This is a genomic window from Ruegeria sp. CDSA221 (genome assembly GCF_059611825.1).
In genome coordinates this window covers 77,490-94,115 of sequence record NZ_JBXWPK010000010.1, presented here as the reverse complement: position 1 = coordinate 94,115, position 16,626 = coordinate 77,490, and the positions used below count along the sequence as shown (strand labels likewise).

General features: G+C 57.4%; 17 protein-coding genes. 9 read left to right on the top strand and 8 right to left on the bottom strand.

Annotation, left to right across the window (positions count from 1 at the left end; genetic code table 11):
- Positions 1-213: 213 nt before the first annotated feature.
- The 4 genes from leuD to AC2FJ5_RS15345 are packed head-to-tail and all read right to left on the bottom strand — an operon-like array spanning position 214 to position 3,008.
- Positions 214-819 carry a 3-isopropylmalate dehydratase small subunit gene (gene leuD / locus AC2FJ5_RS15360; protein ID WP_142638386.1) on the bottom strand — a complete coding sequence of 202 codons (606 nt, stop codon included), beginning with the start codon at positions 817-819 and terminating at the stop codon, positions 214-216.
- 42 nt (positions 820-861) lie between these two features.
- Positions 862-1,416 (bottom strand): HdeD family acid-resistance protein, encoded by a 555-nt coding sequence (locus tag AC2FJ5_RS15355; protein WP_271950915.1) that lies wholly within the window; start codon positions 1,414-1,416, stop codon positions 862-864.
- 37 nt (positions 1,417-1,453) lie between these two features.
- On the bottom strand, positions 1,454-2,857 hold the full coding sequence (gene leuC, locus AC2FJ5_RS15350) for a 3-isopropylmalate dehydratase large subunit (RefSeq protein ID WP_496697309.1): 1,404 nt from the start codon (positions 2,855-2,857) through the stop codon (positions 1,454-1,456).
- Between the two features lie 52 nt (positions 2,858-2,909).
- Positions 2,910-3,008 (bottom strand): isopropylmalate isomerase, encoded by a 99-nt coding sequence (locus AC2FJ5_RS15345; RefSeq protein ID WP_271950909.1) that lies wholly within the window; start codon positions 3,006-3,008, stop codon positions 2,910-2,912.
- Between the two features lie 102 nt (positions 3,009-3,110).
- Here AC2FJ5_RS15345 and AC2FJ5_RS15340 point away from each other — a divergent pair, with 102 nt between their 5' ends.
- From AC2FJ5_RS15340 to AC2FJ5_RS15325, 4 genes are all read left to right on the top strand, one after another.
- Positions 3,111-4,463, top strand: coding sequence for a mechanosensitive ion channel family protein (locus tag AC2FJ5_RS15340; protein WP_496750538.1), 1,353 nt, complete (start codon positions 3,111-3,113; stop codon positions 4,461-4,463).
- Between the two features lie 162 nt (positions 4,464-4,625).
- Positions 4,626-4,988, top strand: a complete 363-nt coding sequence (gene rsfS / locus AC2FJ5_RS15335; protein WP_496750536.1) for a ribosome silencing factor — start codon at positions 4,626-4,628, stop codon at positions 4,986-4,988.
- A gap of 44 nt (positions 4,989-5,032) precedes the next feature.
- The gene (gene rlmH / locus AC2FJ5_RS15330) at positions 5,033-5,503 is read left to right on the top strand and encodes a 23S rRNA (pseudouridine(1915)-N(3))-methyltransferase RlmH (protein WP_496703039.1); all 471 of its coding nucleotides are present in this window, start codon (positions 5,033-5,035) and stop codon (positions 5,501-5,503) included.
- 1 nt (position 5,504) lies between these two features.
- Positions 5,505-5,990 (top strand): flavodoxin family protein, encoded by a 486-nt coding sequence (locus AC2FJ5_RS15325; RefSeq protein WP_496793874.1) that lies wholly within the window; start codon positions 5,505-5,507, stop codon positions 5,988-5,990.
- A 2-nt stretch (positions 5,991-5,992) separates the two neighbouring features.
- On the opposite strand, the gene AC2FJ5_RS15320 is transcribed toward AC2FJ5_RS15325, so the two are convergent.
- The 3 genes from AC2FJ5_RS15320 to AC2FJ5_RS15310 all read right to left on the bottom strand — a co-directional run bounded on the left by AC2FJ5_RS15320 (position 5,993) and on the right by AC2FJ5_RS15310 (position 9,102).
- Positions 5,993-6,340: a hypothetical protein gene (locus AC2FJ5_RS15320; protein ID WP_142638371.1), complete on the bottom strand. Its 348-nt coding sequence runs from the start codon at positions 6,338-6,340 to the stop codon at positions 5,993-5,995.
- Between the two features lie 237 nt (positions 6,341-6,577).
- A complete protein-coding gene (locus tag AC2FJ5_RS15315) occupies positions 6,578-8,056 on the bottom strand; it encodes a pyridoxal phosphate-dependent decarboxylase family protein (protein WP_496793873.1) in 1,479 nt (492 codons plus the stop codon).
- Entirely contained in the window at positions 8,056-9,102 is a 1,047-nt protein-coding gene (locus AC2FJ5_RS15310; RefSeq protein ID WP_496793872.1) for a PLP-dependent cysteine synthase family protein, read from the bottom strand. Before AC2FJ5_RS15310 ends, AC2FJ5_RS15315 begins: the two co-directional genes overlap by 1 nt.
- A 131-nt stretch (positions 9,103-9,233) precedes the next feature.
- Between AC2FJ5_RS15310 and AC2FJ5_RS15305 the strand changes: the two genes are divergently transcribed.
- Entirely contained in the window at positions 9,234-10,769 is a 1,536-nt protein-coding gene (locus AC2FJ5_RS15305) for a winged helix-turn-helix domain-containing protein (protein ID WP_496793870.1), read from the top strand.
- Positions 10,770-11,002: 233 nt separating this feature from the next.
- Here the strand turns inward: AC2FJ5_RS15305 and AC2FJ5_RS15300 are convergent, their stop codons facing one another.
- Positions 11,003-11,713 carry a DUF599 domain-containing protein gene (locus AC2FJ5_RS15300; RefSeq protein ID WP_496692691.1) on the bottom strand — a complete coding sequence of 237 codons (711 nt, stop codon included), beginning with the start codon at positions 11,711-11,713 and terminating at the stop codon, positions 11,003-11,005.
- An 82-nt stretch (positions 11,714-11,795) separates the two neighbouring features.
- On the opposite strand from AC2FJ5_RS15300, the gene AC2FJ5_RS15295 reads away from it, so the two are divergent.
- The 4 genes from AC2FJ5_RS15295 (at position 11,796) to AC2FJ5_RS15280 (ending at position 16,591) form a co-directional block, all read left to right on the top strand.
- Positions 11,796-13,244 (top strand): FAD-linked oxidase C-terminal domain-containing protein, encoded by a 1,449-nt coding sequence (locus AC2FJ5_RS15295; protein WP_496793869.1) that lies wholly within the window; start codon positions 11,796-11,798, stop codon positions 13,242-13,244.
- Positions 13,245-13,265: 21 nt separating this feature from the next.
- The gene (locus AC2FJ5_RS15290; RefSeq protein ID WP_496793868.1) at positions 13,266-14,366 is read left to right on the top strand and encodes an FAD-binding protein; all 1,101 of its coding nucleotides are present in this window, start codon (positions 13,266-13,268) and stop codon (positions 14,364-14,366) included.
- Between the two features lie 4 nt (positions 14,367-14,370).
- Positions 14,371-15,693: a glycolate oxidase subunit GlcF gene (gene glcF, locus AC2FJ5_RS15285; RefSeq protein ID WP_496793866.1), complete on the top strand. Its 1,323-nt coding sequence runs from the start codon at positions 14,371-14,373 to the stop codon at positions 15,691-15,693.
- 106 nt (positions 15,694-15,799) lie between these two features.
- Positions 15,800-16,591 carry a trypsin-like serine peptidase gene (locus AC2FJ5_RS15280; RefSeq protein WP_282022199.1) on the top strand — a complete coding sequence of 264 codons (792 nt, stop codon included), beginning with the start codon at positions 15,800-15,802 and terminating at the stop codon, positions 16,589-16,591.
- The last annotated feature ends 35 nt before the right edge of the window (positions 16,592-16,626 follow it).

Here is a 16,626-nt window from a genome sequence, read left to right as displayed (position 1 = left end):
CATTTCGCTCAAGCCAGGTGGCAGAAAACACTCAATTTTGGGCAAAATGATGGCGCAACTGGTGCGGGATTGCATCATTTTTGACGCAAATCCGACGTGTGTTTCAAGTCGAGACCTATATGTAGTGGTTTCGCCGTTCAGAACCCCAAGAAGGCGAATGGGGACGCCGTGGCGTCCCCATAAAGTTGAGTATCAACAGATTCGTTCCCAGAATCACACCCAGGGGCGTGCCTGGCCCGCATGATCCTCGAATTTCTCGATGTGATGGTCTTTTTCCATCGTCAGGCCAATATCGTCCAGACCGTTCAGCAGGCAGTGCTTACGATGAGAATCCACCTCGAATTCGATCACGACACCATCGGATGTGGTGATCTGCTGATCTTCCAGATGCACGGTCATGCGGGCGTTTTCGCCTCTATGCGCGTCTTCCATCAGAACCGCATGATGTTCTTCCTCGACCACGATGGGCAGGATGCCGTTCTTGAAGCAGTTGTTGAAGAAGATGTCGGCAAAGCTGGTCGAGATCACAACCTTGATGCCGAAATCCTTGATCGCCCAGGGCGCGTGTTCGCGCGATGAGCCGCAGCCGAAATTGTCGCCGGCCACCAGAATCTCGGTTTGCCGATAGGCGGGTTTGTTCAGAATGAACTCTTCATTCTCACCGCCGTGATCGTGATAGCGCATCTCGTCAAACAGTACGACGCCAAGGCCGGATCGTTTGATCGTTTTCAGGTGCACTTTCGGAATGATCATATCGGTGTCGATATTGATCAATGGCATCGGGGCGGCCACCCCGTGGACTTTGTCAAACTTTTCCATGTCTACACTCCTGCGGGGGAGGGCCGCGCCCATGCCCCGCGTTTAAGCTTGTTTCGCTTCAGTTGTTTCGCCTTTGGGTGCGTCTTTGATGAAGAGCGCCATGAAGACCAGACCCAGACCGTTGAACACCATCTCGATCCCCAGCAGGATGCCGAGCAGTTGCAACAGCACGACAGGATCGGTTGCTGCGAACCGCCAGATGAGCATCGCCAGAACAATCGACATCACGCCCGAGATCAGAGTCGCCCAGAAATACTGCGTACCTTTCATCTGGAACGACAAAATGACCCGCGCAATACCGCCTGCCATGAACAGGATCAGACAGACCGTCGCCAGCGTCACGGTGCCCTGCAGCGGGTGATCCAGGAAGGACCAGCCCAGAAACAGCATCACCGCACCCATAATAAGCGACAGGATCTTGTTACCGGTGCCCTCGACGGTGAACCCGCCGACCACCTGCAGTGCCCCTGAAATCAGCAGCAGTACGCCGGTCACCACCGTTACGGCAATCGACGCCACTGCAGGCGCGCCCAGCACAAAAAGGCCGAACACTATGGACAGAAGCCCCATCAGGAGCCATTTGATCCAGTCACTCATGTCTTAAATCCCTCAAATATCCAGTTATGAGGGCAGCTTACATCAACTCGCGGACGTCTGTCAGCCGTCCTGTGATTGCCGCCGCGGCAGCCATTGCGGGGCTCAGCAGGTGGGTGCGCCCGCCGCGGCCCTGACGGCCTTCGAAGTTGCGGTTCGAGGTCGCGGCGCAGCGCTCGCCCGGTTGCAACTGGTCGGGGTTCATCGCAAGGCACATGGAACATCCCGCCAGACGCCATTCGAACCCGGCCTCTTTGAAGATCTCGGCCAGACCTTCTTCCTCGGCCTGCGCGCGGACAAGGCCTGAACCGGGCACAACCATCGCCCGCATCCCGTCCTTGATCTTTTTGCCCTTCAGAATCTCGGCAGCGGCGCGCAGGTCCTCGATGCGGCCGTTGGTGCAGGACCCGATAAAGACGGTGTCGATTTCAACGTCGCTGAGCTTCTGACCGGCTTCCAGACCCATATATTCGATCGACCGGCGGGCCGCATCGACTTTGCCGCCTTCGAAATCCTCGGGGTGAGGCACGGATGCAGTGATCGGCAGCACGTCCTCGGGGCTGGTGCCCCAGGTGACGACCGGCGCGATGTCTTCGCCGCGCAGGGTGATGACCTTGTCGAAATGCGCGTCTTCGTCGGTGAACAGTGTTTTCCACCAGTCCATCGCCGCTTCCCACTGGGCCCCTTTCGGTGCGTGTGGGCGGCCTTTGACATATTCGAACGTGGTCTCATCCGGGGCGATCAGGCCGGCGCGGGCACCGCCTTCGATGGCCATGTTGCAGACGGTCATGCGGCCTTCCATCGACAGATTGCGGATCGCTTCGCCGCAATATTCGATGACATAGCCGGTGCCACCAGCAGTGCCGGTCTCGCCGATCACGGCCAGAGTGATATCCTTGGCGGTCACGCCCGGCTGCAGTGTGCCGGTGATTTCCACCTTCATGTTCTTGGATTTCTTCTGGATCAGGGTCTGAGTGGCCAGAACATGCTCGACCTCAGAGGTGCCGATGCCATGGGCCAGAGCACCAAACGCGCCATGGGTAGCGGTGTGGCTGTCGCCGCAAACAACGGTCATGCCGGGCAGGGTCCAGCCCTGTTCCGGGCCAACGATATGTACGATGCCCTGGCGAACGTCATTCACCGGGTAATAGTGAATGCCGAAATCCTTGGCGTTCTTGTCCAGTGCCTCGACCTGAATGCGCGATTCGGGGTTTTCGATGCCGTTCACGCGATCCGGCGTGGTGGGCACGTTGTGATCCGGTACCGCGATGGTCTTTTCCGGTGCGCGTACCGGGCGACCTGCCATACGCAGGCCTTCGAACGCCTGCGGACTGGTTACTTCGTGAACCAGATGGCGGTCGATATACAGCAAACAGGTGCCATCATCGGCTTCGTGCGCGACATGGGCATCCCAGATCTTGTCATAGAGTGTTTTGGGGGACATCGGTCCTCTCCCGTATGTATTGAGATTTAGCTGGCGAGTGGCTGGACGCCGCTTATAGGCGGGCCAGAACCGTGCGGGCGGCCCCAAAGAACCGTTCACGCAGGCGCGTGCGGTCTTGCAACGTAGGTGCTGGGGTCAGATTGAGTCTCATGCGCATCAGATATATCGCGTCAGTCCGTCAATCAAGGCGCAATCCTGCGGCGGGCTTGCATCATGCGTCAACGCTGTCCAAGCTGGCAAGCAGGAGACGTGCATGAACCCAGACCTGATACCCAGTTCGCTGTCTGATCTGTATCAGACCATGATCGAGGCCTTTTCCCTGCAATTCGATAGACTGGTCGATCTGGTCATTACACCGGGCTGGCGTCAACATCAGCTGGTCATCATCCTGGGTCTCTGGGCGCTGGCCTATGTGTTGAAGCTGGTTACGCAGGGCCGATGGGAGGCCTGGGCCCGTGCCCGCTCTGGTTGGCCCAAATGGCGGTTGCGCACGCTGATCCAGCTGATGCAGCGTCTGACGCTTGTCTATTTCGTCACGCTGTCCTGGATGCTGTATCTGGTGATGCAGCAGATCACCTGGCCATCGCGCAGCTATATCATCGGGGTGGTGGCAACATTGGCGACCGCCTGGCTGGCGATTGCGCTAGTGGCCCGTCTGGTCCGAAACCGGACGCTGCGGCGAATTTTCAAATGGGCAATGTGGGCTTATGCGACGCTGATTGCGCTGAACTTGACCGATGACGTCGCTGGGTTTCTGGATGGGGTGGCGATCTCGATCGGGGATCTGCACCTCTCGGCGTTGGGTATCCTCAAGGCGCTTTTGCTGATTGGCGTGTTGTTGACGCTGGCCCGTCTTGGCACCGGTGCTGCTGAACGTGGCCTCAAACGCAATGACGATATCTCGCCGTCAATGCAGGTCTTGTTGGCCAAGGGATTACAGGTCGTCATCTATGGCGCCGTCTTCATGGCCGCCATTCGGACGCTGGGCTTTGATTTGACTGGTATTGCGCTGTTGTCGGGGGCCATTGGTGTCGGCATCGGCTTTGGTTTGCAGAAAGTGGTGTCGAATCTGATCTCGGGCATCATCATCCTGATGGATCGGTCGATTAAACCGGGCGATGTGATTTCGCTGGGCGACACGTTTGGCTGGATCAACGCGCTGGGCGCGCGCTATGTCTCGGTGGTAACGCGGGATGGGCGCGAATACCTGATCCCGAACGAGGATTTGATCACCAATCAGGTGGTGAACTGGTCGCATTCGGACCGGTTCGTACGGCTGGATCTGACATTTGGCACAAGTTACACGGATGACCCCCATAATGTGCGTGCAACGGCCATCCATGCGGTTAAATCTGTCGAGCGTGTGCTCAGTGGCAGCGGACATGACGCGGTCTGCCACATTACGGGGTTCGGCGACAGCAGCGTGGATTACGTGCTGCGATTCTGGATCAGCGATCCGACCAAAGGGCTGACCAATATACGGGGCAATGTCTATCTGGCGCTGTGGGACGCATTCAAGGCTGAAGGCATCTCGATCCCATTCCCGCAGCGAGAGGTGCGCGTGCTGAATGACGACACCGATGCGCAACAGCTTGCCACCGACTAAGCAAACGTTGCGGCCCTTTCGCCCCGTGTTCATTGAAATGTTGCAATCTCCTTGCTACCTTATTAGTACCCCGGCGCCGGGATATCATGGCGCGCAGCAAAGGAGGACTATGTCCTGTCTCTACACACTCAGGCGGGTTTGCCCGCCGAAGATGGGGCCAATATGATGGCCCAGTCTCAGTCAATCAGCGACAAGCTGCTTGAACGTATCCTTTCCTCACTTTCCGATGACAAGGCCGAAGACGTCGTGCAGATCAACCTGCAGGGCAAGTCGTCCGTCGCGGATCACATGGTTATTGCCTCGGGTCGGTCGACCCGTCAGGTCTCGGCCATGGCGGAAAAACTGACGGATCGCATCAAGCAGGAATTCGGATTCACCTCGAAGGTCGAAGGCAAGGATGCCGGCGATTGGGTGCTGATCGATACGGGCGACGTGGTCGTTCATATCTTCCGCCCCGAAGTGCGTGAATTCTATCAGCTGGAAAAGATGTGGCAGCCTGCGGGCAGCAGCGCCTCGGCGAACTGAGGCGCTATCCCGGCCTGCATTAACGGGTCGGCGGCGAGAGAGATATGCGGATCAGCATAGTTGCGGTCGGGCGATTGCGCGCCGGACCCGAAAAGTCCCTGCTTGATGATTACCTGACCCGATTTGATCGGACCGGCCGCGCGCTGGGCCTTGGGCCTGCGCGGGTGATCGAGGTCGAAGACAAGAAAAACGCAGGGATGGGGGCCGAGGCCACATTGCTGCGCAAGGCGCTGCCCAAAGGCACCGTAATCTGCACGCTGGATGAACGGGGGCGGGTGATGTCCTCGCCCGATTTTGCCCAAAAGCTGGGCAGTTGGCGCGATGCGGGGCGGCAGGATCTGGCGCTGATCATTGGCGGTGCCGACGGAATAGACCCTGATCTGCGCGCCGAGGCGGATTTCTCCATCTCTTTCGGGTCCATGGTCTGGCCCCACATGCTGGTCCGTGTGATGCTGGCCGAGCAACTTTATCGGGCCGCAACCATCCTGTCGGGCGGTCCCTATCACCGGGTCTGACATGGCGCAGCTATTGATCGTTTACCATTCACGCACCGGCGGCAGCCACCAAATGGCCGAAGCTGCAGTCGAAGGCGCGCGCGATGAGGCCGACACCGTTTTGAAGCCCGCAGAGCGGGCCGGACCCCAAGATCTGCTGACCGCAGATGGTTATATCTTCTGCGCACCCGAAAACCTGGCGGCGATTTCGGGCGTGATGAAAGAGTTTTACGACCGCTGTTATTATCCGGTTCTTGGTCGCATCGAAGGTCGCCCCTATGCCCAGATGATCTGTGCCGGGTCAGACGGGCAGAATGCGGCACGACAGACGGCCCGAATTGCAACCGGATGGCGGCTGAAAGAAGTTCAGTTGCCGTTGATCATATGCACCCATGCACAAACGCCCGAGGCGATCCTGGCCGAAAAACGCATCCCCGAAGAGGCGCTGCAGGCATGCCGCGACTTGGGGCAGGCGATGGCCGCAGGGCTGGCGTTGGGCGTGTTCTGAGGTCAGTTCAGCGGCACAACAATGGTTTCGTCCGCCCAGCCATCCACGCTGCAACGGGCCTGTATCTGGACCTGCGATGTACCATCCGGAATTGCCACCCCGCCCAGCGAGCGGGTAAAGGGCTGTTCCGTCTCATGCGGGTGATGCAACACACGCATCCCCAGCTCATTCCCATCCATATCCAGCACACGCCAGCCATCGGCATAGTGATCCCATCCGGTGTCCGGATGCCGGATCGTCACGTCGAAACGCCAACTGCCACCGCTGGACGAGGCGTTGACCTGCTCGATCGTTGGCGGATCGGCTAGGGTGGGGCTGGCCAGAAAGGTGCAGAGAATCACATATCGCATGTTTCGATCCTAAACTCTTGGCGGGCCCCACAAAGGTTTTCTTTTTGGCTGCATAGCGTTTTACGCGGGTAGATCCGACTCCAAACGGAGGGCTGGGGAATTGTCCACGGCAGCAAACCGACATCCTAGTGCTGCCAGATCGCCAACAGCACGTGGGCAACTTCTATGCAACCAGTTGCAATCACTATAGTATCAGAGCAACACATGAAACGTAGTTTGCTCGCACAACCAATAGCTTCAGTATGGTTCGTTATCGGGCAAGGTCGATCTGCATGTCGGGATCAATTCCTCTATTTGCTCTATAAGTATGTCAAAATCACTCAGTTGCGTTCGGTGATTGGAAATGGCGCAGCGCAGCGCATAAGTTGAACCAACTCTCGTGTCAGAGAGCGCCGCAACCCCATCTTCCTGCAGTCGCAGCATGACTTCTCGGTTGAGGGCTTCGAGATTGGATTCCGTCATGTTGGGCAGGCAAATGCGAAAGCACACGATGTCCAACATAGGATCGGCCAATAGTTCGATATCCTGTGCCACTCGGATGCGATCCGCCAGATACTCTGCTTGGTTGATGTTCTGGTCGATCAGCCGACCAAATTTTTCGACACCATGCTCCTTCAGGCTCATCCAAACCTTAAGCGCCCGGAACCCGCGCGATGTCTGAATGCCAAAATCATGTAGCCAATCGGCAGCGGCGACGCCACGTGGTTCCTTCTCCAGGTATGACTGGCTAAGTGCGAAAGTATCAACATGTTGCGATTTGTCTTTGACCACACAACAGCCAACCTCAAACGGTGCATGCAGCCATTTATGTGGGTCCAGCGCAACAGAGTCAGCTTTGTCCAGACCTTTTAGCTTATCTCCGTTTTTAGGAGCGATAGCGGCTAGCGCTCCGATGCAACCGTCCACGTGAAGCCAGAGACCTTCGCGCCGGGACACATCTGCGAGTGCGGACAAATCGTCAATTGCGCCGGTGTTGATAGTTCCAGCTGTTGCGATAATGGCGACTGGCTGGATGCCATGCGCGCGGTCTTCGGCAATCTGTGCACGCAAGGCTGTTACGTCCATCGTATAGTCTGATCGGGATGGCAGGCACCGCAGGGAATTTGATCCAAGGCCCAGCACTTCCATTGCAGTCAGATGGCAGCCATGAACTTGATCGGACGCATAAAACGCCAGCTTGGCACCGCCGACCCCATGTTCCCTGATGGTTTTCTGGCCGAGCGCTGTGTTGCGCGCAACCGTGAGGCCTATCAGGTTGGCTACGGAGCCACCACTGGTCAAAGTTCCACTTGCACCAGCCGGGAACCCGACCATGGTCTTGAGCCAGTCCACTACTTGCTGGTCCATAAGAGCTGCGGCGTGATTTCCACCGCCGAGGTTTGACCCCAGAATGGCAGCTAAAAAGTCGCCGAGAGCGCCGGTGAAATTGCTGGCACCCATATACCACATCCAAAACCTGGGATGGATGTTACCCATTGGATAGGGCAGCAAGTTGGTTTTCATCTCTTCAAAGACTGTATCAAGTGGCATTCCCGATCTCGGTAGCGCTTCTTTGTATGTCGCGCGCACGCTGTCTGGCATGTTTTGCCAAACAGGAGATTCGCGCACATTGGAAAGCCGAGACACAGCTTCATCCACCATGCGGTACGCCGTGGCACGCATGGCCTCCCAGTCTTCCGGGTCGAGTGTTTCTTCCTGATGCAGCATTCTGTCCATTACTCGCCCGCCATTTGCGCACTTGGTGTGGACAGGGAAATCGCGCGTTCCTCGTCGGTCATCTCGGCCTCGATGTCGTCAAACAAAGGCGTCGAAAGATAGCGTTCAGCCGTATCTGGCAACATCGCCAAGATAACGGATCCTTCAGGGGCGGTCTTAGCAACTTGCAGTGCTGCCAGAACCGTGCCGCCACCTGACACCCCCGTCAGAATGCCCTCTTTCTGGGCAAGCTGCTGTGCAATTTTGATCGCGCCAGGACCGGCGACAGGCATCAGTTCGTCAAATGATCCATTGTCCAAAGCTTCTTGCAACACAGCCGGGATAAAGTCAGGTGACCAACCTTGAAACGGGTGTGGTTGCCAAGCCGAATGACCGGCGACAGGGCTGCCATCAGAATTGCGATCCTGCGCAATCCCACTTCCTACGAGTCCGGCATTCTCGGGTTCGGTCAGAATAATCCGGGTATCGGGTGACTCGCGACGCAGCACGCGCGCGACTCCGGTCAATGTCCCTCCTGTGCCAAATCCCGTTACAAAGTGTGTCAGCGGCTTGTCCTTGAAATCTGCGATAATTTCAGGACCTGTTGTCATTTCATGAACTTTTGCATTCGCGTCCGTTTCAAATTGACGGGCCAGAAACCAACCGTTGGCCTCGGCCAGCTCCACCGCCTTGTTGTACATTCCCATCGCCTTTTCGGCCCGCGGTGTCAGCACCACTTTCGCCCCCAACACCCGCATGAGGCGCCGCCGTTCGACGGAAAAACTGTCCGCCATTACGATCACCAATGGATAGCCCTTTGCAGCACACACCATCGCCAGACCAATCCCGGTGTTGCCGCTGGTTGCCTCAACAACCGTTTGGCCCGGTTTTAGTGCACCGCTATTTTCGGCCTCTTCGATAATGCTAAGCGCTAGCCTGTCTTTGACAGATGCTGCGGGGTTGAAAAATTCGGCTTTGACAAAAAGCTCTACGTGATCTGGTGCCAGATTGTTGATCCGGACTACCGGCGTTTGTCCGATTGTTTCGTTGATATTTGCGTAAATCACTTTCCTGGCCCCTCTTTGAATGGATGATATTCTGCATTAATGTACTGACTTTGCCCGATGGTTCGCGCACAAGCTTGCAGACAGCTTGTAGAAATGGTGTAGAATTCCGCGACTTCTGATAGATTTCTTTCATGAAATTCTGTTTTGGCAATTTCGAGCTGGACCACGCTGCCGCTGAATTGCGGTATTCGGACGGTCAAGGCGTTCATCTTGAACGGCAAGTTTTCCTGTTGCTGAGCTTATTGGTCCAAAACGGCTCGCGCGTGACGACATTGGACGAAATTGTCACCAAAATCTGGAATGGCGCACCAATTTCAGACGCCGCTATTGCAAGCCGTATCCGATCTGCCCGTGCCGCTTTGGGGGATGACGGGAAAACGCAAAGCATCATCCGCACGATCCGGGGACAGGGCTTTCGGTTCGAATTGCCGGTGACCAAAAAGGTCGGCGCAAACCTCGCAGAGACGCTGATCATCAATGAAGGGGTCGCTCCATCCATTGCCGTGTTGCCGTTTCAGGCCTTTGGAGAAACAGATCAGGCTAGGGTGATCGCTCCGGCCCTTGCACATGAATTGATTGTGTCGTTGTCGCTGACAAAGTGGGTGACGGTCATTGCGCGCGCCTCAAGTTTCCAACTCGGTAGCGTTGCAAACACGCAAAGTGTGCGCGAGCAGTTAGATGTAAGATATGTGCTGTCGGGTAGCGTCGAGATTAACGGACCAAATCTGACCGTGTCGCCGGTGCTTGCTGCTGCGGATTCCGGACAAGTGATCTGGGCTGATCGCTACACTGGCCTGATTGATGACATTTTTTCTATCAAGGCCGATGTCACCAATTCTGTAGTAGCGGCGGTCGAACTCCATGTTCCGCGCCATCAGGCCGCCGAGGCCCGACGGCAGGATATTGAATCCCTCGACGCCTGGAGCTTTTTCCACCTTGGACTAAACCACATTTACCGGTTCACCCAAGAAGACAACGCTTTGTCTGCCAGATATTTCAAAGAAGCTCTTGCCCGGGCACCCAATTTTGCACGTGCCCATGCCGGGCTTTCTTTCGTTTCTTTCCAGAAGGCGTTTACCGGTTTCGGCGCTGATCGCGGTGTTGCCGCTCAGGATGCCTTATCTGCTGCTGAACGGGCAATGGAACAGGCCCCCGATGACCCGTTTTCCAATTTTGTGCTTGGGCGGAGCTATTGGATTCAGCAAGATTTGGATACCGCGGTGCATTACTTGCAACAGGCTGTTTCGCTAAATCCAAATTATGCGCAGGGTCACTACTCGCTCGGTCTAGTGCAAGCGTTGAACGGCGTCAGTGATAACATTGACCAACGTGCAGATCTGGCGACGCGTCTCAGCCCGCTAGACCCGTTGCTCTATGGAATGCACGGCATGAAAGCATGGGCACGGATCAACAGTTGCCAATGGGAAGAGGCCGCGCATTGGGGGGATCTGTCTGCACGCACACCCGGCGCGCATTTCCTCATCGATATGTTAGCGGCTATGGCCCATCAGGCGAATGGAAACATAGAAGACGGCCGTAGATTTGCTGATTGCGCCCGCAAGCGTCGCCCGGACGCGTCACTAGATCATTTTTTCGCGGCCTTCCCCCTTCCTAAGGGTGAGGCAAGAAACACAACACGTGCAGCGCTCACAGCGTTAGGATTCTAGGATTACGTCAGAAATCAGCGCCGTGATTGGTTTTGGTGGGCGACCAAAAAGTAATGAGCGCCGTTACCAACGATAAGTAATCATTGGATTGAGGCGCAGCAATCGGCATTTTGGGCTCAAATCGGCAATTCATTGTGCGTTGATCAAAAAGTTCGTTTCGACCCACACGAAAACCAGCTCGTAACAAGGAAGAACTAAAGGCGGCGCAGTAACGCCACAGCCATGGCATTAGATCACGACGGCGTATTGTCTGCCTGTGCCAGTAGGATCGCGCGGGATTGCGAGGCGAATTCGCGTCGGTAAAGCAGGCCTGCAGTGATAACTGTGCCGACGATCAACGCGAGTGGCCCCAGAAACCATGCAAGCAAGGCCAGTGCGAAATAGGTAGAGCGCAGCCCGCGGTTAAAGCTGCGGGCGGCGGTGACGCAGATTTCGGCCGATTGCGTGGCGCGGGGATAGGCGATGGGATCTTCGGGCTCATTCGGGACCGCGGCCATCAGTACCGCGCAATAGCCGAACAGACGATGCGCCCAGACATATTTCAGAAAGGCATTGGCCAGCAGCAGGACGACGGCGAGTATCTTGATCTCCCACACCAGGGCTGGAAAGCTGCCGATGGCCAGATCACTGGCGACACCGGCCAGACGCTCGGTATTGCCCAGCAGGGCCAGGCCACCACCGATGGCAATCATCGTGGTCGAGGCAAAGAAGGTACTGCCTTGCCGCATCGTGGCCACGACCTGAGCGTCAAACATCCTTGGCTGGCGTGTGACCATCTCGCGCATCCAGTCGCGGCGATACTCATCCATCATCAAGGCCACTGACCGCTTCTTTGGCGACGGGTTTTCGATCATCCACCCAAGGCACAGCCAGGCCCCCATCATCAGCGTTATGGCGGCAAAATCCAAAGGGGCAAACAGAGCGGCGCGGTCAATCCAGGTCATGGCCGTGACAGTACTTCCGGAAGTCGGAACTTGCCATACTGACAAATTGGTAATATTATTTTACCAAACCAAGGAGCCTGCCATGGAAATGCCAAAGCCAAGCCCTGATGTCCTGCGTCGCAAAGATGCGGTGGTGGCGCGCCTGTCGGGGGTTCTGCCGGACGACGCGATCATTCATGACCCGGCCGAGACACGCGCCTATGAATGTGATGCTTTGACCGCCTATAGATGCCCGCCGATGCTGGCGGTTTTGCCTTCGAACACGCAGCAGGTCTCGGATATCTTGCGCATTTGCCATGACGAAGGCGTGCCGGTGGTACCGCGTGGTGCGGGTACGTCGCTGGCCGGGGGCGCGCTGCCAACAGCTGATTGCGTCATACTGGGCGTGGCCCGGATGAACGACGTGCTGGAGGTTGATTATGACAACCGATTCATCAAGGTCCAGACTGGGCGCACCAACCTGAGTGTCACCGGCGCGGTCGAGGAAGAGGATTTCTTTTATGCCCCCGATCCGTCGTCGCAACTGGCTTGCGCGATTGCGGGCAATATCGCGATGAATTCCGGCGGGGCGCATTGCCTGAAATACGGGGTGACCACGAACAACCTGCTGGGTGTGACCCTGGTGATGATGGATGGCTGCGTAGTCGAAATCGGTGGCGCTCATCTGGACGCGCCGGGTCTTGACCTGCTGGGGGTGATCTGCGGGTCCGAAGGGCAACTGGGCGTCGTCACCGAAGCGACCCTGCGCATCCTGCGCAAGCCCGAAGGCGCACGGCCCGTCCTGATGGGGTTTGATGACAATGAAATCGCAGGCCAATGCGTTTCGGACATCATCAAGTCCGGTATCTTGCCTGTTGCGATTGAGTTCATGGATCGCCTGTGCATTCAGGCCTGCGAAAACTTTGCACATGCCGGGTATCCGGAATGCGAAGCATTGTTGATTGTCGAGGTCGAAGGCTCGGTGGCCGAGATCGACAGCCAGCTGGCCAAGATTGTCGAGATTGCAAAACGCCACAATCCGGTCGAGCTGCGCGAGAGCCAGTCGGCGGATGAAAGCGCCCGGATCTGGTTGGGCCGCAAATCGGCCTTTGGCGCCATGGGGCAGATGAACGACTATATGTGCCTGGATGGGACCATCCCGGTATCGGCGCTGCCCGCCGTATTGCGCCGGATTGGTGAGCTGAGCGATGAGTTCGGCCTGCCGGTTGGAAATGTATTCCATGCCGGCGACGGGAACATGCACCCTTTGATCCTGTTTGATGCCAACAAACCCGGCGACCTCGAAAAATGTGAGGCGTTCGGGGCGGAAATCCTGAAACTTTGTGTGGATGAAGGCGGTTGCCTGACCGGCGAGCATGGTGTGGGAATTGAAAAGCGCGATCTGATGCATCATCAATATGCCCCTGCCGATCTTGAAGCGCAGATGGCGGTTAAGGATGTGTTCGATCCAGGATGGTTGCTGAACCCCGCCAAAGTGTTCCCGCTGGACGCCTCCGAATCCCGTCGCGACCCGAAAATGGCTCCAAAATAGGCTCTAACAAAGAGAAATATGATGAAACCCACGTCAGAAACTGAACTAGCCCAGATGGTGGCCGGGTTGACAGGCGCCGTGCGTATCGTCGGCGGCGGCACCCGTGGTATCGCGGGGCCTGACGAAGTGATTGAGACCGGCAGGCTGACCGGCATCACTCTATATGAACCCGGTGCCCTGACGCTGGTTGCGCAGGCCGGGACACCGCTGGCCGAGGTTGAGGCCGCATTGGACGCCGAGGGCCAGCAACTGGCATTTGAACCGATGGACCACCGCGGCTTGCTGGACACCGAAGGCGAGCCGACAATCGGCGGTGTGGTTGCCGCCAACATCTCGGGGCCGCGCCGCATTCAGGCAGGCGCATGTCGCGATTTCTTGCTGGGGGTGCGATATGTCGACGGCACCGGGCAGGTGATCAAAAATGGCGGTCGGGTGATGAAGAATGTCACCGGCTATGATCTGGTCAAGCTGATGTGCGGGTCCTGGGGGACTTTGGGCGTGCTGACCGAAGTATCGCTGAAAGTCCTGCCCAAGCCAGACCGCACAGCAACCCTGTCAGTGACCGTATCTGATGCAGATGCAGCGACAAAAACGCTGTCCGCCGCGCTTAGATCTCCGTTCGAGGTCACTGGCGCAGCTTATGACCCGGAAGGCGAAAAGGCCTTAATTAGAGTCGAAGGTTTTGCCGATTCCGTCGCTTACAGAACCGAGAGGCTGACATCCGAACTGACTGGGTTCGGCCAGATCGCAAATGTCGATGAACCGGCAACGCTGTGGACGGCGATCCGCGATGTTCACGCGTTCCGGGGCAAGACTGGCGACGTGTGGCGTCTGTCTGTCACGCCCGGTGACGCCCCGATGATCGCGGCGCGGGCCAAGGCTGAACAGGTGCTTTACGACTGGGGCGGCGGTCTGATCTGGCTGCGCCTTCCTGCGGGAACCGATTTGCGGGCGCGTCTTGGCACCTTCTCGGGCCATGCAACCCTTGTGCGTGGCGATGCGGAAACGGTCGAGAGGCTGGGGCGGTTCCAGCCTGAGAATGCAGCAGTAGAGGCTCTAACAAAAGGTATTCGGGCGAAATTTGACCCCCGAGGGCTGTTTAACCCGGGGCTGATGGGGTAGGGCAATGCAGACAGATTTCACCGAAAAACAGATGCAAGATCCGGCGATCCAACGCTCGAACCAGATCCTGCGCAGCTGTGTTCATTGCGGCTTTTGTACCGCCACTTGCCCGACTTATCAGGTGCTGGGGGATGAGCTCGACAGCCCGCGCGGACGGATCTACCTGATCAAGGACATGCTTGAGAATGAGCGTGTCCCGGATGAGAAAACCGTCAAACATATCGACCGCTGCCTGTCCTGTCTGGCCTGCATGACCACCTGTCCGTCGGGCGTTCACTATATGCATCTGGTCGATCACGCGCGCGAGTATATCGAGCAGAATTACAAACGCCCGCTGACCGATCGCCTTCTGCGTTGGGTTCTGGCGCAGATTCTGCCCTATCCGATGCGGTTTCGCTGGGCCCTGATCGGGGCCAAGCTGGGCCGTCCCTTCCGGTTTCTGATGCCGGATGCGCGGCTGCGGGCGATGCTGGAGATGGCACCAAAACATATCCCTCCGGTCAGCCGCAACGATGACCCGCAACGCTTTGCCCCTAAAGGAGCGCCGAAAAAGCGCGTGGCACTGATGACAGGCTGCGCCCAAAAGGCGCTGAACACGGATATCAACGACGCCACGATTCGCCTGCTGACCCGACTGGGCTGCGAAGTCGTTGTGGCCAAAGGCGCGGGATGCTGTGGTGCGCTGACCCATCACATGGGCAAGGTGGCTGACAGCCACAAAGCGGCGGCGGCCAATATACAGGCCTGGACCAATGAGATCGATGGCCAGGGGCTGGATGCCGTCGTCATCAACACCTCGGGTTGTGGTACGACCGTCAAGGATTACGGGCACATGTTCCGAAACGAGGCTTTGGCGGCAGATGCCGCGCGGGTCTCGGAGATTGCCATGGATATCAGCGAATTGCTGGTGCAGTTGGACCTGCCCGGAGGCCAGCACAAGGGCATGACCGTCGCCTATCATGCCGCTTGTTCTTTGCAGCATGGGCAAAAGATCAAAAACCATCCCAAAGACCTGCTGAAGAACGCGGGTTTCACCGTGTTAGAGCCTTCAGACAGCCATCTGTGCTGTGGCAGCGCCGGGACCTATAACCTGATGCAGCCCGAAATCTCGGGTCAGTTAAAGCAACGCAAGGTTCGGACGCTTGAGGCTAAGAACCCCGATGTTATCGCTGCAGGCAATATTGGTTGCATGATGCAGATCGGTTCGGCCACGCAGATACCTATTTTGCATACGGTCGAGCTGTTGGATTGGGCTACCGGTGGGCCATTGCCGCGTGCGATGCAGCAGGGTCATGAGGTGGGAACGGCCGTTCCGATCCTGCGTTAGCTACCTGATGCAGGGCTGCATCAGATAGAACGGGAAACGTGCCGGCCCTATTTTCGCCGTACCCCACAGCTAGGAGTATGTGCCGAAAGAAACGCCGGAGAACCGCTTGAGAAACTGGATCAAGGCTTTTGCGCTGGCACTGATGCCGATGGCCGCAATGGCGCAGGATAGCGGGCTGAAAAGTCTGGACACCACCGATGCCGGGCGGGCCTGGATGGCTGTCGGGCGCTTGAATATTGACGGCGAAGCATTCTGCACCGCGACGCTGATTGCGCAGAACCAGGTGCTGACGGCAGCGCATTGTCTTTATGATAAGGCCACAGGCCAACGTATTGACCTGTCTAAGGTCGAATTTCTTGCCGCCTGGCGTCTGGGTCGGGCATCAGCCTATCGTGCGGCGCGCAGGGCGGTGATTCACCCCGATTACTTTTACGACGACGAAACCCCGACCAACCGGATCGGTAGCGATATTGCGCTGATCGAGCTATGGCAGCCAATCCGCAGTACCTCGGTCATTCCATTTGATACCGGCGATCGGCCCGTTCGCGGACAGGAAGTTGGGGTTGTGTCCTATGCGAAGGACCGCGCCGAGGCGCCATCACTGCAAGAGGTCTGCTCGGTCGTGACCGGCGTTTCCGAGGTTCTTGTCCTGTCCTGTGATGTCGAGTTTGGATCCTCCGGCGCCCCGGTATTTGCGTTCGAGGGCGAAAGACCACGGATCGTCTCGGTCGTGGCGGCCAAGGCGGAATTCAATGGCGAGCCTGTGGCCATAGGTACCGCAGTCGAGGTTTCGCTGCCTTTGCTGCGGAGTGAACTGTCCGCCGGGCGCGGATTCAGCGGCTCGGAAACCGGCGATTCGGCAAGCCGTCATATTGGCGCCAGGTTCGTCCGGCCATGATGCGATTTTGGGCAAGTCTGTTTTTATGCCTGTCT